17 protein-coding genes are annotated in these 20,190 nt (G+C 66.3%); 7 read left to right on the forward strand and 10 right to left on the reverse strand.

Translation table 11 applies throughout. The annotated features are described in order from the left end of the window. Positions 1–137 precede the first annotated feature (137 nt). Positions 138–1,034, reverse strand: coding sequence for a dihydrodipicolinate synthase family protein (locus RIT73_RS14015; protein ID WP_309132707.1), 897 nt, complete (start codon positions 1,032–1,034; stop codon positions 138–140). A 9-nt stretch (positions 1,035–1,043) separates the two neighbouring features. Further along, a complete protein-coding gene (locus RIT73_RS14020) occupies positions 1,044–4,643 on the reverse strand; it encodes an efflux RND transporter permease subunit (protein WP_309132708.1) in 3,600 nt (1,199 codons plus the stop codon). A gap of 476 nt (positions 4,644–5,119) precedes the next feature. Here RIT73_RS14020 and RIT73_RS14025 point away from each other — a divergent pair, with 476 nt between their 5' ends. Further along, the gene (locus RIT73_RS14025) at positions 5,120–5,512 is read left to right on the forward strand and encodes an MmcQ/YjbR family DNA-binding protein (RefSeq protein ID WP_309132709.1); all 393 of its coding nucleotides are present in this window, start codon (positions 5,120–5,122) and stop codon (positions 5,510–5,512) included. 37 nt (positions 5,513–5,549) lie between these two features. Here RIT73_RS14025 and RIT73_RS14030 read toward each other — a convergent pair whose 3' ends face one another. After that, positions 5,550–6,206, reverse strand: coding sequence for a molybdenum cofactor guanylyltransferase (locus tag RIT73_RS14030; RefSeq protein ID WP_309132710.1), 657 nt, complete (start codon positions 6,204–6,206; stop codon positions 5,550–5,552). A gap of 112 nt (positions 6,207–6,318) precedes the next feature. On the opposite strand from RIT73_RS14030, the gene RIT73_RS14035 reads away from it, so the two are divergent. From RIT73_RS14035 to RIT73_RS14045, 3 genes are all read left to right on the forward strand, one after another. Next, positions 6,319–8,043: an amidase gene (locus tag RIT73_RS14035; protein WP_309132711.1), complete on the forward strand. Its 1,725-nt coding sequence runs from the start codon at positions 6,319–6,321 to the stop codon at positions 8,041–8,043. 92 nt (positions 8,044–8,135) lie between these two features. Beyond that, the gene (locus RIT73_RS14040) at positions 8,136–8,924 is read left to right on the forward strand and encodes an isocitrate lyase/phosphoenolpyruvate mutase family protein (RefSeq protein WP_309132712.1); all 789 of its coding nucleotides are present in this window, start codon (positions 8,136–8,138) and stop codon (positions 8,922–8,924) included. Positions 8,925–8,970: 46 nt separating this feature from the next. Continuing rightward, entirely contained in the window at positions 8,971–9,735 is a 765-nt protein-coding gene (locus tag RIT73_RS14045; protein ID WP_309132713.1) for a VOC family protein, read from the forward strand. Between the two features lie 10 nt (positions 9,736–9,745). Here RIT73_RS14045 and RIT73_RS14050 read toward each other — a convergent pair whose 3' ends face one another. Both RIT73_RS14050 and RIT73_RS14055 read right to left on the reverse strand, forming a co-directional pair. Next, positions 9,746–11,941: a RecQ family ATP-dependent DNA helicase gene (locus RIT73_RS14050; protein ID WP_309132714.1), complete on the reverse strand. Its 2,196-nt coding sequence runs from the start codon at positions 11,939–11,941 to the stop codon at positions 9,746–9,748. Between the two features lie 90 nt (positions 11,942–12,031). Further along, positions 12,032–12,505 carry a hypothetical protein gene (locus RIT73_RS14055; RefSeq protein ID WP_309132715.1) on the reverse strand — a complete coding sequence of 158 codons (474 nt, stop codon included), beginning with the start codon at positions 12,503–12,505 and terminating at the stop codon, positions 12,032–12,034. A 162-nt stretch (positions 12,506–12,667) separates the two neighbouring features. Between RIT73_RS14055 and RIT73_RS14060 the strand changes: the two genes are divergently transcribed. Beyond that, positions 12,668–13,255, forward strand: coding sequence for a TetR/AcrR family transcriptional regulator (locus RIT73_RS14060; RefSeq protein WP_309132716.1), 588 nt, complete (start codon positions 12,668–12,670; stop codon positions 13,253–13,255). A 15-nt stretch (positions 13,256–13,270) separates the two neighbouring features. On the opposite strand, the gene RIT73_RS14065 is transcribed toward RIT73_RS14060, so the two are convergent. After that, entirely contained in the window at positions 13,271–13,459 is a 189-nt protein-coding gene (locus RIT73_RS14065; RefSeq protein WP_309132717.1) for a hypothetical protein, read from the reverse strand. A gap of 27 nt (positions 13,460–13,486) precedes the next feature. Next, the gene (locus tag RIT73_RS14070) at positions 13,487–14,218 is read right to left on the reverse strand and encodes an ArgP/LysG family DNA-binding transcriptional regulator (RefSeq protein ID WP_309132718.1); all 732 of its coding nucleotides are present in this window, start codon (positions 14,216–14,218) and stop codon (positions 13,487–13,489) included. A gap of 69 nt (positions 14,219–14,287) precedes the next feature. Here RIT73_RS14070 and RIT73_RS14075 point away from each other — a divergent pair, with 69 nt between their 5' ends. Further along, positions 14,288–14,887 (forward strand): LysE/ArgO family amino acid transporter, encoded by a 600-nt coding sequence (locus tag RIT73_RS14075; protein WP_309132719.1) that lies wholly within the window; start codon positions 14,288–14,290, stop codon positions 14,885–14,887. 52 nt (positions 14,888–14,939) lie between these two features. Continuing rightward, positions 14,940–15,683 carry an AAA family ATPase gene (locus tag RIT73_RS14080; protein WP_309132720.1) on the forward strand — a complete coding sequence of 248 codons (744 nt, stop codon included), beginning with the start codon at positions 14,940–14,942 and terminating at the stop codon, positions 15,681–15,683. Positions 15,684–15,715: 32 nt separating this feature from the next. On the opposite strand, the gene RIT73_RS14085 is transcribed toward RIT73_RS14080, so the two are convergent. From RIT73_RS14085 to RIT73_RS14095, 3 genes are all read right to left on the reverse strand, one after another. Continuing rightward, positions 15,716–16,714 carry a hypothetical protein gene (locus RIT73_RS14085; RefSeq protein WP_309132721.1) on the reverse strand — a complete coding sequence of 333 codons (999 nt, stop codon included), beginning with the start codon at positions 16,712–16,714 and terminating at the stop codon, positions 15,716–15,718. Between the two features lie 77 nt (positions 16,715–16,791). After that, entirely contained in the window at positions 16,792–18,969 is a 2,178-nt protein-coding gene (locus RIT73_RS14090) for a YhgE/Pip domain-containing protein (protein WP_309132722.1), read from the reverse strand. 97 nt (positions 18,970–19,066) lie between these two features. Then, complete coding sequence (locus RIT73_RS14095) at positions 19,067–19,930, reverse strand: ATP-binding cassette domain-containing protein (protein ID WP_309132723.1); 864 nt, start codon at positions 19,928–19,930, stop codon at positions 19,067–19,069. Positions 19,931–20,190: the final 260 nt, after the last annotated feature.

Genomic DNA, 20,190 nt, shown 5'->3' on the forward strand with positions numbered 1-20,190 from the left:
AAATCGTTGAGCCTGCTCGACTCAGTATTCTCTTCGTGTCCGAGACCGTCAAACCTGGCCTCATGAAACTTGCGTACACCTGACTCAACTTTGGGGAGAGGGAGATTATTCCGTGTATGGCAGAAGTTTTTTCGCAGTCAGTCGCGGAGGTCGAGCTCGCGCATCACCTCGGCGACTCTGCCCCGCTGCTGCCGGCCGAGTCCCTGGATCGGCAGCGGCAGGCACCGCGGCGGCACCAGGTCCAGCTCCTCGGCGATCGCGGCGACCACACGCAGACTTCCGCCGAACTCCTGGAACAGCGACCACAGTGGTGCCAGCCGCTCGGATTCGGCGAGCGCCGCCTCGACGTCGGGCCCGGTGACGGCACGCGTGATCCCTTGGGCAAGATCGGGCAGCGTCCCGCCGATCACCGAGTACCAGGTCTCGCAACCCGCGGCCAGTCCGGTCGCGGCAGAGGCATCGCCGGAGATTCCGATCGTGACGTGGTCGGGGATGGCGGTCCGGATCGATTCGACATGCGCTTCCGCCTGCGCCCGATCGGCAGGGACTCCGGGGATCTTGATCGACACGATCCCGGGCAGCTGCGCGATCCGTGCGTAGAGATCGGTGGTGAAGCTGAAGTGTGTGGTGCCGGGGTTGTCGTAGACGATCACCGGCAGCTCGGTGTATTCGGTGACGGTGCGGAAGAGCTCGAAGACGTCGTCAGCGGTCAGCGGCTGGTAGGTCATCGGCGCCAGGAGCACACCGGCCGCGCCCGCCTCTTCGGCGTAGCTGATGTTGGCCAGCACCTGCGAGGTCCGCAGCGCTCCGACCCCGACGATCACCGGGATGCCTGCGGCGTGCTCGACGGCCAGGCGGGCGACCCTGGCCCGTTCGGCCTGGGTCAGATAGGCGTAGGAGCCGGTGGAGCCGAGAGCGGTGATCGAGTCGACGCGGGCGGCGACGAGGCGCTCGATGAGGCCCGTGAATGAGCGCTCATCGAGCATGTCGTCGTCGAGCGGGGTCAGGGGAAACGCGCTGAGTCCGGTGAACATGGCCTGACTCTAACCCACCGCCCTGCGCGCGGCACGGCGTTCCCTGCGCCGCTCGACGAGGAGGTAGAGCGCCGGCACGAGGATCAGGGTGAGCAGCGTCGAGGACGTCAGCCCGCCGATGACCACGATGGCCAGGGGCTGGGAGATGAAGACGCCTCCCCCGGTCAGCCCGAAGGCCATCGGCAGCAGGGCGAACACGGTGGCCGCAGCCGTCATCAGGATCGGTCGCAGCCGCAGTCGCGTGCCGTGGACGATCGAGTCGGTCAGCCCCAGATCCTGCTCCCGCAGTTTGTTGATGAGGTCGATGAGCACGATGGCGTTCGTCACGACGATGCCGATGAGCATGAGCAGGCCGATGAGCGCGGGAATGCCCAGCGGCGTGTTCGTCAGCACCAGCAGCAGGACCGCGCCCGTTGCGGCGAACGGGATCGACACGAGCAGGATCAGCGGCTGGACGAAGCTGCGGAACGTGGCGATCATGACGAGGAGCACGAGCACGATCGCGACCAGCATGGCCATGCCCAGCTGAGCGAACGACTCCTGCTGCTCGGCGCTGGCTCCGCCGACGGCGAAGCTCACCCCGTCGGGCAGGTCCATGTTCGCTGTCAGCTCCTGCGCCTCTGTGGACACGACGCTGAGCTGTCCTTCGGCCGGGGTGGCGAACACGGTGACCTGGCGGCTGCCGTCCTCGCGGGTGATCGTCGCCGGAGTCTTCGCCTCGCTCACCTCGGCGATCTCATCGACGGTGACGGAGTCGCCCTTGAGATCGGGAATCGCTTCCTGCTCGTCGGCCAGACGCTCCTCTTCGGCCTGGTTCTGCCGCTGCTCCTCCTGGCCGTTGATGATGTCGTCGATCGCTTCGTTCGCCTCGCGCAGCCCCTTCTCCGCGGCCTCGACACCCTCCTCGGCCTGGTCGATCTGCTCCTGACGCATCTCGCCGGGGTTCGGCGCCGGAGGCGGATTGCGGACATCGCGGAGGGCTTTGCGTGCCTCCTCCAGTTGGTCGGCGGCGGTGTCGCGCGCCTCGCGAGCCGCGGCGAGCTGTTCGGCGGAATCGTCTTCGGCCTTGCGCTTGGCCTCGTCGGCGCGGCGCTCGGTCTTCTCCTTGATCCGATCGCTGGCATCCTCCTGCGCGTGACGGGTCTGCGCCTCGGTGACCGGCAGTTCGAGTGACCGGATCTCGTCGGGGGTCGCGTCGGGGTGGGTCGCGGCGATCGTGATGTCGCGTTCCACACCTTCGAGGGTCACGGTCCCCGCCGGGGCGCCGTGCAGGGCCGAGGCGATGGCCTGGCCGACCTCGGCCTGGCTGTATCCCTCGTCGGCGGCCTTCGTCCGGTCGACGTCGACCTGAATCACCGACTGTTCGGCGGCCAGGTCGTTGCGGGCGGCCCTGACTCCGTCGGCCTCTGCCATCTTCCTGGTGACGGCGTCGGCAGCCTTCGACAGGGATTCGAGGTCCGTGCCCGAGAGCGTGATCTCAACGTCCTGATCGAGGCCGCCGCCTGCATCCATGACGGTGACATCGCCGACCTCATCGCCGAAGTCCTTGATCTGACTGCGAATCCGGTTGGTGGCGGCAGCGGTGTCGGCGCCCTCTGCGAGGGTGATGTTGAAGCTGTTCTCCGCACCGGACTCCGGTCCGCTGACCGTGGTCGAGAACGTGTCCACATCGGGATCGTCGGCGAGCACGCCTTCGATCCTCTTCGCCGCCTCGTCGCTGGTGCTCAGGGAGGCACCGGGCGGCATGGTCTGCGTGACGTAGAGCGAGTTCTGGCTCTGCCCGCCGAGCAGGTCGGTCTTGAGCAGTGTGCCGAGCATCATCGTGACGAGCAGCACGACCACGGACAGGGCCACGGTGCGCCCGGGATGGCGCAGAGCGGTGAGGATCGCGGGCATGCTGCGCTGCTGGAGGCGGTCGATGCGACCGGAGGCCTCCCCGGTTCGGGCCGGTTCGATCGTCGGGTCGACTCCGCCAACGGGCAGGGGCTCCCGTCCCTTGGCGGCGCGCTTGGCATTCTTCTTCTCGATCTTCGCCTGGCGGCGTTCGGCCCGCCGGATCGCGCGTGCCCGCTGACGGACGACCCACTTCTCGTAACTCGCATCCGTGGTTGCCTGTCGTTTGGGCGAGAGCGGCTTCGGGGAGTTGCGGAGGAACCAGTAGCTGAAGACCGGGACGATGGTCAGAGCCACGACGAGGGAGGCCAGGAGCGCCAGGGTCACCGTCACGGAGAAGGGCCGGAACAGCTGACCGGCGATGCCCTCGACGAAGGCGATGGGCAGGAACACCGCCACCGTCGTCAGTGTCGACGCGGTGATCGCACCGGCAACCTGTTTCACCGATGCGACGATGTCGGTGATCGTCAGTCGGTTCGTGCCCTGCCGGCGGCGGATGTTCTCGATGACGACGATGGAGTCGTCGACGACTCGTCCGACGGCGATGGTCAGAGCGCCGAGGGTGAGGATGTTGAGCGTGTACTCACCGACCCACAGGCCGATCATCGCGATGAGCAGGGACATCGGGATCGAGATGGCGGCGACGACCGTGGAGCGGAATGAGCCGAGGAAGGCGAGGATCACGAGGACGGCGAAGAACAGGCCCAGCCCGCCTTCGACCGAGAGGTCGTGGATCGACTGTTCGATCTCGGGCGCCTGATCGAAGATCGTCGAGAACTTGATGTCGTCGCCGAGCTCGGGGCCGACCGTCTTCAGGACGTCGTCGACTCCATGGGAGACCTCGACGACGTTGTCGTCCTGCCCCTTGGTCACAGAGATTGTGACGGCGTCCTTGCCGTCGGCGCGGGAGAGCGTCGTGGCCTTGACGGCTTCGAGGTCGATGTCGGCGACCTCATCAAGCTTCACGGTGCCGTCCGCGGTCCGCAGCGGCGTCTGCCCGATCATGTCGACCGCGTCCATCTCCGTTCCCACTGCGACGGACAGGGACTTGTCTCCCACGGTGCTCTGGCCAGCCGGGGTGACGGCGCCGGCGGCCTTGAGCTCCTCGGGGATGGAGGACGCGACGACGTTCTTGGCATCGAGGTCGTCCGGACGAAGCGTGATCCTCACCTGCTGCTCCCGCTGTCCGGCGAGCTGAACGTCGGCGACGCCGTCGACAGCCTGCAGCTCGGGGATCAGGTTCTTCTCCAGCAGATCGCCCAGCTGCTGCTGATCCTCGCCGCCGGAGACCGCGAACATGACCACGGGGACATCGTCGATCTGATGGGACAGCACCTCCACCTCGGCGGTGTCGGGGAGGTTCGCCTTCGCACTGTCGACCGTCGAACGGACAGTGTCCGTCATCTTCTCCGCGTCTTCGCCGAACGGCCAGGTGACGTTGGCCGTCATCATCCCCGCCGAGGTGGTCGTGGTCACCGATTCGAGATCACCGACTCCGTCGAGAGCCGTCTCCAACGGCTTGGTCACCGTCTCCTCGACGACTTCAGGGGAAGCGCCGGGGATGGTGACCTGGACCATCGTGCCCGGAATCTCGACCGAGGGAATCGTCTCCTGGTTGAGGGAAGTGGTGGCGACGACGCCGAAGACGGCGATCACAAGCGTGAGCAGGCCGACGATCAGCCGGTTCTTCAGGCTCATCCGGGTGATGAGGGACAAGGGGCTTCCTCCGGGTTTCGGGCGTGCGGGATGCATCGACGGGCGGGACTCGAGGGTGGGTCAGGGGGTGGGATGCGCCCGGGCGAGGGCGGGGTTCGGGGTTCGAGGGGTGAATCAGGGGGTGAGGATCGCAGCTCTTCCAGTGTTCCAGCCAGTGCGGAGTTCGGCGTCCCCCAAAGGGTGACATTCCGTCTCCACCGAAAGGAGGAGTGTGGAATTGCCTTCGAACCGGCTGAACAGAGGCTGAGTGCGGAACATAGTTCGATCCTAGGGTCGCCGTACGAGCACCGCGCGGGTGTTTTCCCCCGTCCCGACCTGCGGTTGACCCGGCACGCTTCCCGTCGGGCTGAGGCGCACGCTTCCCGTCGGGCTGAGGCGCACCCTTCCCGTCGGGCTGAGGCGCACCCTTCCCGTCGGGCTGAGGCGCACCTTCTGGAGCTCTCCCAGAACAGGAGCTGCCTGACTACACTGAACTCATGGCCCACGAACGCATGTTCGATCCGGATGACCCGATGCTCCACTGGTTCAGGTCATTGGCATTGGCGCTGCCGGAGGCGGAGGAGAAGATCTCACACGGTCGGCCGGTCTTCTTCACCACCAAGCTCTTCGCCGTCTTCGGCGGGGTGCGGAAGCTTGAGCCGTCCGGGATGGAGCAGCATCCGCACGCCATGCTGGTCAGACCCGACCCGCTCGACGTCGATGTGCTCCTCGAACGTGAGGACGCATTCTCCCCCGCCTACTTCGGCCACTCCGGGTGGGTCGGCATCGAGCTCGACTCACTTCCCGAGGATGAGGTGCGGGAGCTCCTCATCGAGTCCTATCGGCAGACTGCGCCGAAGCGGCTGAGCAGGCACGTGGAGACCGACTGAACCGGGACGTCAGGCACTTTCGGTGCGCTCGGTCCTCTCACAGTCCTTCGGTGCGCTCAACCAGGTTCTCGAACTCCTCCGGAGTGTCGAAGTCGGCCAGTTCGCTGGGGTCTGCATCGATGACCACGGGCTCGACCGTCTCGAACAGGCGCTTCACCGGCAGGTTCACCGGCGGTCCGATCTCGCTCAGGCGCGATCTCAGCAGTCGAGTCGGCCAGGCGGCGCAGAGGAACTGCAGCTTTCCGCGATCGTCTTCGGCCGCGGCCGGACGCCCCGTGTCCCGACATGCTCGCGCAAGCGCCTGCAGGTGCCCGGGAGTGACGACGGGCATGTCACCGGCAAGGACAAAGGTCACGTCGCTCTCAACACCATCGCCTCGAGCGGACTCAGTGGCAGAGTGGAATTCGGCACCGGCGGACTCAGCCGCAGCGAACTGGGCAACGGCGGCCGAGATTCCGGCCAGCGGGCCGCCGAAGCGCGGTTCTTCTCGGATCGCGCGCACGCATTCGTTCTCGGCCTCGTCCAACCCCTCGGTGGGACCAGCCACCCAGACCTCGGCCTCGGGCGCCGCCGAGAGCACTGTCGACAGGACCCGCGAGATGACGGTGCGATCGCCCAGATGCACGGCAGGCTTGTGGACTTCTCCGAATCGCGTCGAACGTCCCCCACTGAGAATGATTGCCCTGGTCACCATGTCTTGATCTTAGTCTTCACCGTCGTCTCCGCTCAGTCCTGCGAATTCCGTCGCATGCGTGTGGAGCCGTTGGGCCATACTGTTAGGCAGAACCAGCACGGAGGGAACCAGAATGACGAAGTTCGATGTGGTCGAGGCGTCCATCGCAGCACTGCGCCAGTCACTTGAAGACGGCACCACCACCTCGGTGGAGCTGGTCAGGGCGTATCAGTCCCGGATCGAGGCCTACGACCGGCCCGGCACCGAGACCGCACTCAACTCCGTCATCGTCGACAACCCGGATGCCCTCGCCGAGGCGGCCGCCTCCGACGACCGGCGCGCCCGCGGTGAGACGCTCGGTCCCCTCGACGGAATCCCGTACACGGCGAAGGACAGCTACATGGTCGCCGGACTGACCGTGGCCTCGGGCTCGCCCGCCTTCGCCGACCTCGTCGCGCAGAAGGACGCCTTCACGATCGAACGCCTCCGCGCCGCCGGGGCCATCTGCCTCGGGCTGACCAACATGCCCCCGATGGCCAACGGCGGAATGCAGCGCGGACTCTACGGTCGAGCTGAGAGTCCCTACAACGCGGACTGGCTGACCAGCGCATTCGCCTCCGGCTCCTCCAACGGATCCGGAACCGCGACGACCGCAAGCTTCGCCGCCTTCGGCCTCGGCGAGGAGACCTGGTCCTCCGGCCGCGCACCGGCCTCCCACAATGCGCTCATCGCCTACACCCCGTCCCGCGGTGTCATCTCGGTCCGCGGCAACTGGCCGTTGGTGTCGACGATGGACGTCGTCGTCCCCCACACCCGCACCATGGCTGACCTGTGCGAGGTCCTCGACATCATCGTCGCCGACGACGCCGAGGCCCGCGGCGACTTCTGGCGCGTCCAGCCCTGGGTCGAGATCCCCACAGCCTCCGAAGTCCGCCCGGCCAGCTACCTCGACCTCCTGCCGGGCAGCAAGGAGGACGCCGCATCCACCCTCAAGGGCAAGCGCCTCGGCGTCCCGAAGATGTACATCAACGCCGACGACGAAGCGGGAACGAACCCCTTGGGCGGGATCGGCGGACCCACCGGTCAGAAGGTCGAGACCCGTGCCTCGGTGATCGCCGCCTGGGAAGGCGCGCGACGCGACCTCGAAGCCGCCGGCGCCGAGGTCGTCGAGACCGACTTCCCCGTCGTGAGCAACTACGAAGGCGACCGCCCCGGGGCTCCGACCATCAGGACGCGCGGGCTCGTCACCTCGGAGTACCTCGACAGAGAGATCAACGACCTGTCCGCCTGGGCGTGGGACGATTTCCTCCGCGCGAACGGGGATCCCAACCTGAGCAGCCTCGCCGAGGTGGACGGCTCCCAGATCTTCCCGCATCCTGAAGGCGCCCTGCCGGACCGGTACACCGGCTTCGACGACGACATCGCCACCTATCCCGAACTGGTCAGGGAACATCCGTACGCCTCGGTGACCGACATCCCGCTGCTCGAATCCGGGGTCAGGGGGCTGGAGGAGACTCGGCGCATCGACCTCGAGGAGTGGATGGACGAGTTGGGCCTCGACGCGGTGATCTTCCCCGCGATGGCCGATGTCGGCCCCGCGGACATGGACGTCAACGAGGCTTCGGCGGACCTCGGATGGCGCAACGGGACGTGGGTCGCCAACGGCAACCTTGTTCCGCGGCATCTGGGCATCCCGTCGGTGACCGTGCCGATGGGCACCATGGCGGACACCGGGATCCCGGTCGGCCTGACGATCGCCGGGCGCGGCTGGGACGACACCGCACTCATCGAACTCGCCGCCGCCTTCGAAACGACCGGTGAGCGACGGGACGTGCCTCCACGCACGCCGCGACTGTGAAACCTGGGGCGCACCTCCCCATCCCTGAAATGTTCGGGTGAACCGATTCGGTTACCTGGAAGTAACGCGGGATCGGTGCCAGAGTGTTGGACATGACTGATATCCCCCTGCTCGCCGAACGCGCCGCCGCCCTCCTCGATGCCCATCACAACCGCCGCCCTCTGGTCCTCCCGACTGTCTGGGATGCCTGGTCGGCACGCGCCATGGTCTCGGCGGGATTCTCCGCCCTGACTGTCGGTTCGCACCCGCTCGCCAATTCGCTGGGTGCCGAGGACGGCGAGGCGATGAGCCTCGAAGAGGCACTCGAGGGCATCGATCGCATCACCGCCTCGGTGGACGTGCCCGTCTCCGCCGACCTCGAATCCGGCTATGACACTCCTGCGCCCGAGCTCATCGCCGGGCTCCTGGCTGCGGGAGCCGTGGGGGTCAACATCGAGGACACGGTCCACAGCCAGCAGAGACTGCGCACCGCCGAGGAGCACGCCGAGTACATCTCCGACCTGCGTCGCGCGGCTGATGCCCAGCGAGTGCATGTGGTCATCAACGCCCGCACCGACGTATTCAAGCACGCCGATGAGTTCGCCGACCCCACCGCCGAGGTGGTGCGACGGCTGAACCTGTGCGCCGAGGCGGGCGCCGACTGCGTCTATCCCGTGGCCATGCCGACCACCGACGATCTGCGTACGGTGCTGTCCCAGGTATCACTGCCCCTCAATGTCACGGCTCATCCCCTCGCCGGGGCCATCCCGGAGGGACTCGACCTGAATGCGCTGCGCGAGCTCGGTGTCAGTCGCGTGACCTTCGGCCCGCTGCTTCAGGCCGCCCTGCAGCAGGACTTCGCCGAGTTCACCACGAACTGGCACGACGTGTCATCCCACTAGTCCAGCACCTAGAGCAAACGCAGTGAGAATTCGATGAGGAGTTGCCATGCCTGATAACGCCCGTCAAGGTCAGCCCGTGTGGATCGACTATGTCTGCCATGACCTGGAGACGACGAAGAACTTCTATACCCAGGTCTTCGGCTGGGACATCGTCGACCAAGGACCGGATTACGGTCACTATCACCAGATCATGAAGGGTCAGCACCCTGTTGGCGGGTTCATGCAGGCCATGAACATGGACGGCTCCCCCAACCCGTCGATTCCGGCGAGCTGGACGACCTACCTCCACGCCGACGACATCGAGGTCACCTACACGGAAGCCGTGAAGTCCGGAGCCGAAGCCATCACCCCTCCGATGGCTGTCGGGCCTCACGGGCAGATGGCGGTGATCGCGGATCCCGCCGGAGCCGGCGTCGGCCTCTGGCAGCCGGGTCAGTTCTCGGGATTCGACACCCCGCTGACCCCTGGCACGCCTGTCTGGTTCGAACTCATGACCGTCGATTTCGAGAAGGCGACCGACTTCTATCGGAATGTCTTCGCCTGGGATCTGGTTCCGGTTCCCGGAGGAATGAACTACTCCACCCATGGAGCGGGTGAGAGTGCGGTGGCCGGGATCTGCGACGCCAGTGACTGGACCGACACGTCATACTGGCGGACCTACTTCAATGTCGAGAGCGTCGATGGAGCTGCGGCGACGATCAGAGAACTCGGCGGCAGCGTCCTCGACGGCCCCGAGGACACGCCGTTCGGCCGCATCGCCACCATCGCCGATCCCGAAGGCGCGCGGTTTCAGCTGCAGCAGAATGTGTAGGCGGCTCTCCTCACGCCCGCAGTGCCAGGGCGAAGGGGAAGACAGCGCTCGCTCCTGCCTGTCGGAGCAGGCGGGCGGCGATCGTCATCGTCCAGCGGGAGACCACCTCGTCGTCGACGAGCAGGACCGCACGTCCAGCCACGGTCTCTTGCACTTCGGGCGGCACCACGAAGGCATCGTGGAGGTCCTTGACCCGGAAGGCGCTGTTGACCTCCGGTGAGCCATGGTCGCGAACCTGCACCAGCTCACCGGCGTCGACCAGCCGACCCGCCGCAGCCAGGTTGGCGGCCAGCGATCTCACGGTCACGGGCCTGCGAGCGCTCGGGATCGACACGACAGCCTCGGGGCGCTGTCCCCAGTTCCACTGCCCCAGCACCTCGAGGCACCATTGACCGATCTGTGCCGGCACCTCGGCGTCGGGGGCCGAGGGGCCGAGGAACTCGCGCAGGACCTGCCCCTGCCCGAGGTCGCTGAGCCGGGCGATCGCCCGCCCCTCCTCCGCCAGTTCCCCTGCGGCGATCCTCCCCTTGAGCGGGACGCCGATGGTGGCCAATCCGCTCGGCCAGGTGCTGCGCGGCTCGATGGGCAGACCGATGCGGTGCAGCGTTCCGGCAGTCGCTTGTCTGCTCTCGGCCGAGATCTCGGTCGACCACCACACGCCGGCACAGTTGTCGCACCGGCCGCAGGGCTGAGGGTCAGGGTCGTCGAGCTGCCGGATGAGAAATTCCATCCGGCAGCCGCGAGTGGCTTCGTAGTCGAGCATCGCCTGCGCCTCCGCCGCGCGCACCTGCGCCACATGTTCGTAGCGCTCCCGGTCGTAGGTCCAGCCACGGCCGGTCGCGACGTACCCGCCCTTGACCTTGCTCACCGCGTCCTCGACCTCAAGGGTCTTGAGCAGCAGCTGCAGTCGGCTGCGCTTCGTCCCGACCAGGGTCTCCAACCGAGCGACGGACAACGATGCATCGGACTCGTCGAGCGCGCGCAGGACGGCGGCCGCGTCGTGCTGGTTCGGCATCGAGGCGGTCGCGAAGTACTCCCAGATCCGCTCATCCTCGGGCCCGGGCAGGAGGATGACGTCGGCGGAGTCGGTCGCACGCCCCGCGCGGCCGACCTGTTGGTAGTAGGCGACGGCAGACGAGGGTGCGCCGATGTGGATGACGAAGCCGAGGTCCGGTTTGTCGAAGCCCATCCCCAGCGCCGAGGTCGCCACGAGCGCCTTGATGCGATTGTCCTTGAGCTGCTGTTCGAGCTCTTCCCGCTCCTCGGCGTCGGTGCGACCGGTGTAGGCGCGCACCTCATGCCCCTGGTCACGCAGAATCCTTGTGATGTCCTCGGCAGCGCTGACCGTGAGGGAGTAGACGATCCCGGAGCCGGTGAAGTCACCGAGGTGACCGGCCAGCCACGCGATCCGCTCGCTGGCGTCGAGACCGGGCAGCACCCCCAGGCGGAGGGAGTCGCGGGCGAGCTCCCCGCGAACGACGGTGGTGTGATCGCCGAGCTGTTCGGCGACATCGGCGACGACGCGCGAGTTGGCCGTGGCCGTGGTCGCAAGCACTGGAGTGTCGGTCGACAGGTTGTGGAGGATGTGTCCGATGCGACGGTAATCGGGGCGGAAGTCGTGACCCCAATCGGAGATGCAGTGCGCCTCGTCGACGACGATGAGGCCGAGGAACCGCATCAGCTGAGGCATGATCTCGTCCCGGAACTGCGGGTTGTTCAGCCGCTCCGGGGACACGAGCAGCACGTCGACGCTGCCGGTCTTCAGGTCCTCGATGACCCCGTCCCACTCGGTGACGTTCGAGGAGTTCAGCGATGCCGCCCGGACCCCGGCCCGCTCGGCAGCCGCGATCTGGTCGCGCATGAGGGCGAGCAATGGCGAGACGATGAGACTCGGCCCGGTGCCTGCCGCGCGCAGCATCCGGGTGGCGACGAAGTAGACGGCCGACTTCCCCCAGCCGGTCCGCTGCACCACGAGCACCCGCTTCTTGCCGACCACGAGGTCGTGGATGGCCTCGAGCTGACCGTCGCGGAACCTCGCGTCCGGGTTTGCGGTCAGCTCGACAAGGATGCTCCGCGCCTGCGCCTCGAAGTCGGCGGGCACCTGAGCGGGCTGCGGGGCGGAACCGGAACTCGCTCCCGCGCCAGGGGCTGCCTCCAAGTCGTATTCGCCGGAAGTGGTGGCTGAAGACGGGGTGGCTGAGGTCATAGGGGCCAGTCTAGGTGGAGGCTCTGACACGGGCACGCCGCCGGCGAAGAGTCTGTCCGGAACTCGGGGTCACCTCGGCGATCAGTGACCTCAGCGCAACGCGAAGCTGACGCCGAGGGTCGCGAGGACTCCGAACAGGACACCCCAGAGGATGATCGAGATGATCTGCCACACGGCCACCGCGTTGCGGTTCGCGCCGAAACTGACCATCGCCATCGACGTGATCTGCGAAGGCAGCACGGTCTGGCCGAGCAGTGAGACTCCCGGCACCCCGAACTTGTCGAACATGCGCTTGAGCCGCTGACGCTTGGGCGTGAGCTCGGTCGCCCTGTTCTTCATGGCCTGATCCCGCAGTGCGCCGGCTCCGTAGACGAGCGCGAGCATCGAGAGCACGTTGCCGATGACGGCCATGAGGATGGTGACAACGGGGTTGAGGCCGATCGCGACGCCGATGGCCGAGCCGAAGTAGGACTCGACGAAGGGGATCGCGGAGACCAGCAGGACTCCTGCCCACTGGAGCCAGTCGGGGAACGAACTGGCGAAGTTCTGAATGCTCTCGATCATCGGAGTGTCCAATCTCGTCGGGGATTGCCGTCGGGGGGTGCTCGACAGGATTGTAGTACACTGTACCAGCACAGCGTGCTAGTATTCGAGCGGTATCCCGACGGTCCAGCCCCGGCACCACCGGGCGGACCAAGCTGGAGAATGTCAGAGAGGGGAAGGGACATGTCCCGACGCGATGACATCATCCAGGCGGCGATGCGACTGGCCGCGCAGTCTGCTCCGGGCAGCGCGAACCTCAGTGTGCGTGCGGTCGCCAGGGAAGCAGGGATCGGCCCCTCCACGCTGCGCCATTACTTCCCGACCCAGGCCGATCTCCATGAAGCCGTCGTCCGCAGCTCCCTCGACATGGCGATCAGAGACTTCTCGATCGCCGATTCCTCTCTCGATCCGGCCGACCGCCTCTATGAGTGCTGCGCACAATTCCTGCCCTCGCACGAGCACCGCGACATGCAGCTCGAACTGTGGTTCTCCATGCACCTGAACGCCCTCGGCCCCGAGAAGCGGGCACTCACCCACAGGCTCCTCGAATACGGCCACGATCTCACCTACGACTACCTGCACCGCTGGCTCGGCATCCTCGCCGAGGAGGGTCACATCTCCCCCGCCGAGGTGGACCCCTCCTCCACCGCGCTGTTCACGATGATCGACGGGCTGAGTCTGCACGCGATCGTCACGCCCGAACGGATGACCGTGGACGCCGTGCACGAGCAGATCAGGTGGATGATCGACAAGATCCTCGGCCGCGGCTGAAGACCGCGGCCGGCCTCACCGCAACTCGACCGCCGCGCGATGCACTGCCCCGGTGAGGCGGGAGAGCTTCTCCGAGGCCAGCGTCCAGCGATGCCAGTAGAGCGGCACATCGACGGCGGGGCTAGCAGTGATCGGTACGAGTTCGGCGCCGGCGTCCGCCCTCAGCCGGTCCAGCTGCATGACCGGGATCAACCCCCAGCCCACGCCCGCAGAGACCGCGTGGGCGAACTCTCATGAGCTCGGCACCACTGACACCGGAGGAGTGGCGGCGACGCCTGCCCGAGCGAGGAAGTCGAGCTGCAGATCGTCGTCCCGGCCGAACTTGACCATCGGCATCGATCCGAGGTCCACCTCGGCGCCGAGATGCCGGCGCGGGCCCGACGGCGCAGGTCGCGCTCCGAATCTCTCCACGAGGCCAGTTGTCGCGACCGCGACGTAGCGCATCGTACCGAGCTTCTCCGCTCGCGTCCCGTACCCGCTCCTGCTCTCCGAGGTGACGGTCCCCAGCACCTCCCCCGAGGTCAGCAGCGGCAGAGCTTTGTCCTGGTCGACGACCTCGATCCGGATGACGATGTCGTCCCAGTCGGCCACCTCGGCGAAGACGGGTCGGAACCACGTCGACATCGAATCGGCGTTGACCCCGATCCGCAGAATGGTCGGCGCTGGTTTTGACGGATCCTCAGCACTCGATGCACTGTCCGCACCCACCGTCAGGCTGTGCAGACGGTCCATGGTCTCGGATTCGAGCAGCTCGATCTCCCGCGCGTATTTGAGGACCGCCTCCCCCGCCTCGGTGACGGTGACTGGATTGGCGCGGCGGATGAGAACCTGGCCCAGCCGTGACTCCAGCGTCCGGATCCGCTGGCTCATCGCCGAGGGGGTGATTCCAAGGACGAACGCGCCGCCCTCGACTGTGCCCTCGTCGACGACCGCCGCCAGGGACCGGACCTGCTCGATGTTCATGAAGATATTCTGCATCAGATGCAGGTTCAGTTGTTTTCCTTCTCATTCCACCGACCGTAGTCTGTCGAGGTGCTCACTCACCTCGTCAGCGGAACCCTCTCGGGCTGGTCGCTCATCATCGCCGTCGGTCCTCAGAATGCGCTCGTCCTGCGGCAGGGGATCCGCCGCGAGCATCTTGGCACAGTGCTCACGATCTGCATCCTCGCCGACATCCTGCTCATCGCAGCCGGAACGGTGGGCATCGGCGCGATCATCCTTCTGGCACCGTGGGCTCTCGAGGTGCTGAGGTGGCTCGGAGTCGGTTACCTCCTGTGGTTCGCATGGGCGAGCCTGCGCTCGGCGCGGACCGCAGCCGGGCTGCAGGCGGACGCTGTCCAGCGCAGTCTCGGCGCCGTGGTGACGACGACCCTGGCGCTGACATTCCTCAATCCCGGCGTGTATCTCGACACGGTCGTCATGCTCGGCAATCTCGCCAATCAGCAGGGCCCCAGCGGCGTCTGGCCGTTCACGATCGGCGCCATGGTCGGCTCGCTCACCTGGTTCCTCTGCATCGGCTACGGCGCCAGGGCTCTGTCAGCGCACCTGGCCAGACCGAGGATATGGCAGATCATCGACGTGCTCATCGCAATCGTGCTGGTGATCCTCGCCTTGCGGCTGGCCCTCGGCTGAGTCGGGCGCCGAATCGGGGGCCGGGTCAGCACCGCCGGCTAGGGTTCCGGACATGGACTCCGCTCGGCACCCCGACGCCTCTCCACTCGCGTGGAGCCTCCCTCTGCGCTCAGTGCACCGACACGCACACGCACCTCCTGAACTCAGCCCCTGGCTCCGGGATCTGCCTGCAGTCCGCGACCTCCTCGCGGGATTCGAGTTCTCGCCGACGACGGTCTTCGTCGGCGAGAACGGCTCCGGAAAATCGACCATCATCGAGGCGCTGGCGACGACACTCGATCTCCCCCACGGAGGCGGAACCTCCTGGGAAGGACGTCCTCACGCCCAGGCGCCCCCTGAGCTGACCGATCACCTGCAGATCGTGCGCGGAGCCGGAGCGACCAGAGGCGGATTCTTCCTCCGCGCCGAGACCATGCACGAGAACATGACCTATCTGATGGAGATCGGAGCGCTTCGGGCACACACCTACTCTCAGCAGTCCCATGGCGAGATGTTCATCGAGATGCTCTCCGGACGTTTCATGGAACAGGGACTGTGGATTCTCGACGAACCGGAGAGTGCGCTGTCATTCACCACCTCGCTCTCCCTCCTGCAGCTCGTCCGGGAACGTGAACAGGACGGCCTGCAGACGGTCATTGCCACCCACTCCCCGATCCTGGCGAGCGCGGAAGGCGCGAAACTCGTCGAAGTCGGTGATTGGGGATTGCGCGAGGAGTCGTGGGAGAGTCTCGACATGGTCGACCACTGGCGCAGATTCCTCGCCGACCCGCGCCGGTACACCCGCTATTTCGACTGAGACCGATCCCAGGCCGGGCACCTCGCTGCGAACTACCCCGAGGACATCGAATTCTGCATCCTGTCCACGAATCGCACCGACTGAATATCCTCGTCTCGTCCCGCCAGCTCGGCCAGGAGGACGGCGCCGACGACCGCGATCACGGTCCCGGTCAACGTTTGGATGAGGTCGACGAAGGGTTCGACGCCGACCGGCATCGCGGACTCCCCTGATCCTGCGATCTCGGTGAGGAGCAGCACCAGAGGATAAACGCCGCTTCCGAACACCGCTCCGCCTCCGATCCAGGCGAGCGCGATCGGCACCCCCGTGGAGACATGACGTGGGCGACGTTGGACCAGTGCGAGCAGTCCCGCGGCAGCGGCGAGAGCGAACAGCGCCGTCCCGGCTTCGGCCACGTGGTCCGCAAACCCTCTGCTCAGGACAAGCCGATCCGGCAGCCCCCAGGTCGAGCCGAGAGCCCAGAAGGACCGGACGATCGCGATGAGGACGCACAATCCCGTGACCAGCCAGGCGAAGACTACCAATGCAGGCCGGTTCCGGCCCTTCGGAAGAACTGCGATGCGACTCCGCAGCACCTGCGGCCAACGGTCACGGGCATAGAGCACGAACGCTACGGCGACGCCGACCCCCTGCGCCCCGAAGCTTCCGTAGACCACTGGCCCGACCCACGGCGCGAGGGTGCCATCACCGACGGAGCGGGGATCGCTGAGCACGGAAACGGCGACGACGGGCCCGGTGAACACGAACGGCGTCAGCAGACCGATCGCCACCCAGACTGGAGGGAGCACCAGCCAGGCGGGCACGCGAGAGCCCCAGGAATGAGTGAACGCGAGGATGATCGCTCCCGCGAGCACCTCCATGGCTGCGGTGATGACGTTCCCGCCCTGCACCACCTCGGCGTCCAGCGGGGACACGCGGGCGATGCCGATCGTCGATCCCATGATCCAGGCGATCTTGAGCAGGAAGTACGGCAGGATCATGGCGATCGCGAGATATCCCACGATCAGTCGAGTGCGCGCTGCAGAGTTCATGCTTCGAGCATGACCGCCCTCCCCGGGCAGAGACTTCCCCCGCATCGGGGAACTGACTCACCCGACCGCGCCCCTCCTCACAGAGACAAACTCGGGTGCAGTTGCGTCAAGGTCACCATGCGCTTCTTGCTGCATGTCCAGACGGTCGCGAGCAGGAAGATCACCGTCATCAACAGGAGCACCGCCGCGGATTGGACCGCGATGAACATGTCGCCGCCGGCAATCAACGTCCGCAGGCCGGTCACTGCGTGAGTCATCGGCAGGAACGGAGAGATTGCCTGGAAGATCGGCGGCGCCGTCTGCACCGGATACGTCCCGCCTGCCGAGGCGATCTGGATCATCAGCAGCACGAGCGCCACGAGCCGCCCCACTCCCCCGAGCAGTGCGACGCAGAACTGATGAACGGCGTGGAAGCTGGCGGCCACCAGGATCGAGAACAGCAGGGTCCACAGCCATGCTCCGGCGGTGAAGTCGAGGGCGAAGGTGAGCACAGCGTAGAGCACTGCCACCTGAGCGATGCCGAACAGCAGGCCGGGCACGTAGCCCGCCCAGGCGATGCGGGTCGACTTCGCCGATGACGCCAGCGCCCGGTAGGGAATCGCGTTGATGACCATGTAGGTGATCATCCCGCCGATCCACAGCGCCAGGGACACGAAGAAGGCGGCCAGGCCCTCGCCGTAGACGTCGACGGCGTTGTTCTTGACCTTGTCGGCGTCAACGGGAACGGCGACGACGTCCGAGCGGTGCTCGCGGTCGGCCTTGTCATAGGTCGGGATCTGCTCGAGGCCCTCTGTCAGCTTGTCGGCCAGTTCCTTCGACCCGTCGACGAGCTTCCCGGCGCCCTTGTCCAGCTCGGTCGACCCCTCGGCCAACTGTGAAGAACCGTCTTTGAGCTTCCCGGCGCCGTCCTTCGCCTGCCTGGTTCCGTCCTTGAGCTTGACGGTCCCGTCGTGGAGGTCGCCGGCACCCTGCGCCAGCTGCCCTGCCCCGGTGTCGAGCTTCTTCAGACCCGTGTGCAGATCGCCGGCACCGGTGGCGACCTGGTGGGCGCCGTCGTCGAGCTCGCCGATCTTCTGGTCGGCGGAATTGATCTTGCCCATCACCTCGTCGACGGCTTTCGTGACCGGTTCCTCGAGGTCACGGGCGTCGTCGACGGCGGTCGAAGCACGCTTGTGCGCGCCGTCGAGGTCCTCGCCCAGGCCGTGCATCTCCTCGGCGAGCTTGGCCACATTCGGATCGTCCGGGTAGTCCTTCTCGAGCTGCGCGATGCGGTCGGCCATGTCGCCGCGCACTGTGGTGCGAGCGGAGTCGAAGTCCTCTTCGGCCTTGCTCAGCTTCGGCCGAGCCCCATCGACGAGGTCGCCGGCCTTTCCCCTCAGATCCTCGGCCTTATCGGTCGCTTGGTCGGCGACGTCGTGCAGCTGCGCAGTGCCGTCAGCCACCTGGGAGGCGCCGTCCGAGAGCTTCTTCGCTCCCTTCTTCGCGTCCGTGGTGCCCTTCGAGAGCTGGTCGGCACCGTCCTTGAGGTCGCCGCTGCCCTTGACGAGTTGGGCGGCGCCGTCGTCGAGGTCGCCGATCCCCTTGCCCAGATCGCCCACACCCTTGTCGAGGTCGTGGGCGCCCTGGGCCAGAGTGCCGGTGCCGTCGTGGAGCTCCACCGCTCCGTCGTTGAGCTGACTCGCTCCGTCTGCGGCCTTCTCCATCGACGAGTGGATGTCGTTGAAGCCGACATAGACCTCGGACACGTATTCCGAGGTGGTGGTCTCATTGAGACCCGACTTGATCTCTCCCAGAACGGTTCCCGCCAGCTGACCGACGATGTAGTTGTGGGCATCGTCGGTGCGCAGCTCAAGACCGGCCTGCTCGGGGTCGTCGCCTCCGGTGGAGACGAGCCGCTCGGAGAAGTTCGAGGGGATCTCGAGGATCGCGAAGTAGCGCCCCTCGGCGAGCCCCTCATCGGCTTCCTTCGCCGAGGTCTCCTGCCAGTCGAACCCGCCTTCGCCCTCCGGCGTGATCTTGTCGACGAGTTCGTCGCCGGCGTTGATGCGCTCTCCGTCCGACTTCGGCTTCTCGGCACCTGTGTCATGGTTGACCACGGCAGCCTGCAGCCGGTCGAGGTGATCCGTGGGCGCCCAGTTCGAGGCCAGGTAGAGGCCGCCGTAGATCGCCGGGATGACGGCGACGACGATGATCGCCAGACGCGTGATCGTGTGCCGTTTGAAGCGAGTGAGCTCTAACCACGGGAGGGAGAACATTGAGAAGTCACCTTAAGCTGAATCTGGGGGGTAGGGAGGGATGGTGCGGAATGAGAGCTGCCGACGCGACGCAGATGCCGGTGTCGCGGACCCGCGGCTAGCTGAGTTCGCACTCGATCACCGAAGCGGGTCTGATCTCTGCCTGCAGCGATTCGAGGACGAGGTCGACGTCGCCGGAGTCCTCGCAGGTCACGATGAGCGTCAGCGGATTGTCGGGATCTCTTTTCCGGCGCAGCTCTTGGTAGATGAGCAGACCGGCCCACGCCCTGGCCCGGTCCCTGCGCTCGCGCAGGAAATCGATGTTGTCGAGCACGATCACGGGTGGCTGGGACAGACTCGACAGGCTGAACTCGAGGAGGAATTTCTGCAACTCGCTGAGATCGGAGACGAAGGTCGCCCCCTCGGCGTCGATGAGGAAGTCGGCGTCCTCGGCGTCAGCGGTGGAGAAGGTGTCCGGGGGTAATCGGTCGATGACCTCCGTGGCGGAGGTGATCGTGTCCCGAATCGTCCCGATGACTTCTCGCAGTGTTGATTTCGAGACCCAGGGCTTGTACCAGGGTTGGAGCATGATGAGACGTTCGGCCAGATGCTGGGCGACTGTGAAGTCCTTCTCGAGGTCGGTCAGGCCGGCCACGTGACCGACTGACACGCATGAGCGCACGGCCCGAGCCTGCTTGCGGATGTCATACTCACCGACGCTGCCGGATCCTGCCGAGACGTGCATCCGGCCGGCCAGCGACAGCAGCAGGGAGGTCTTTCCGGTTCCGGCTGCGCCGCGGATGATCGCGACCGAGCCGGCGGGGACGTCGAGGTCGACGTCGGCGAAGACCTCTCCCTGCTTTCCGTTGAGGCTCCAACCCCGGAGGCTGATCCCACTGCCTCCGGGCTCTGCAGCCCCGCCTGTGGTGTCGTGTGTCGTGTCGGCTGTCGTTTCGGCGATTGTGCGCAGATGGCTGTGCATTCTCTGCTCCCCTGATGTGTACCTGCGTCGACCGGTGCACCGCGAGTACGATTTCGCTCGTTCAGTTCCAGCACAGTACACTGTCGCGGCGAACGCAGAATAAGTTACCTACAGGTAACAATAGTGGCCGAAGCTGAAAAACGGCTAGAAATCGGGCACATTGTCTGCAATCCCACACTGATCCGTGCCTGTTAGTGCCGTCGGTTCCGCGCGCGACGGCAACGAGCCGTCACCTCGGCGAGCACATCTCACGAAAACGC

Origin of the sequence: Brevibacterium sp. (assembly GCF_031179145.1) — a bacterium.
Taxonomy (GTDB): domain Bacteria; phylum Actinomycetota; class Actinomycetes; order Actinomycetales; family Brevibacteriaceae; genus Brevibacterium.

Excerpts from the sequence above, each read along its gene's own strand:
- RIT73_RS14015 (WP_309132707.1), bottom strand. The coding sequence starts at position 1,034 with ATGTTCACCGGACTCAGCGCGTTTCCCCTGACCCCGCTCGACGACGAC.
- RIT73_RS14025 (WP_309132709.1), top strand. The coding sequence starts at position 5,120 with ATGGCCCACGAACGCATGTTCGATCCGGATGACCCGATGCTCCACTGG.
- RIT73_RS14030 (WP_309132710.1), bottom strand. The coding sequence starts at position 6,206 with ATGGTGACCAGGGCAATCATTCTCAGTGGGGGACGTTCGACGCGATTC.
- RIT73_RS14035 (WP_309132711.1), top strand. The coding sequence starts at position 6,319 with ATGACGAAGTTCGATGTGGTCGAGGCGTCCATCGCAGCACTGCGCCAG.
- RIT73_RS14040 (WP_309132712.1), top strand. The coding sequence starts at position 8,136 with ATGACTGATATCCCCCTGCTCGCCGAACGCGCCGCCGCCCTCCTCGAT.
- RIT73_RS14045 (WP_309132713.1), top strand. The coding sequence starts at position 8,971 with ATGCCTGATAACGCCCGTCAAGGTCAGCCCGTGTGGATCGACTATGTC.
- RIT73_RS14050 (WP_309132714.1), bottom strand. The coding sequence starts at position 11,941 with ATGACCTCAGCCACCCCGTCTTCAGCCACCACTTCCGGCGAATACGAC.
- RIT73_RS14055 (WP_309132715.1), bottom strand. The coding sequence starts at position 12,505 with ATGATCGAGAGCATTCAGAACTTCGCCAGTTCGTTCCCCGACTGGCTC.
- RIT73_RS14060 (WP_309132716.1), top strand. The coding sequence starts at position 12,668 with ATGTCCCGACGCGATGACATCATCCAGGCGGCGATGCGACTGGCCGCG.
- RIT73_RS14070 (WP_309132718.1), bottom strand. The coding sequence starts at position 14,218 with ATGAACATCGAGCAGGTCCGGTCCCTGGCGGCGGTCGTCGACGAGGGC.
- RIT73_RS14080 (WP_309132720.1), top strand. The coding sequence starts at position 14,940 with ATGGACTCCGCTCGGCACCCCGACGCCTCTCCACTCGCGTGGAGCCTC.
- RIT73_RS14085 (WP_309132721.1), bottom strand. The coding sequence starts at position 16,714 with ATGAACTCTGCAGCGCGCACTCGACTGATCGTGGGATATCTCGCGATC.
- RIT73_RS14090 (WP_309132722.1), bottom strand. The coding sequence starts at position 18,969 with ATGTTCTCCCTCCCGTGGTTAGAGCTCACTCGCTTCAAACGGCACACG.
- RIT73_RS14095 (WP_309132723.1), bottom strand. The coding sequence starts at position 19,930 with ATGCACAGCCATCTGCGCACAATCGCCGAAACGACAGCCGACACGACA.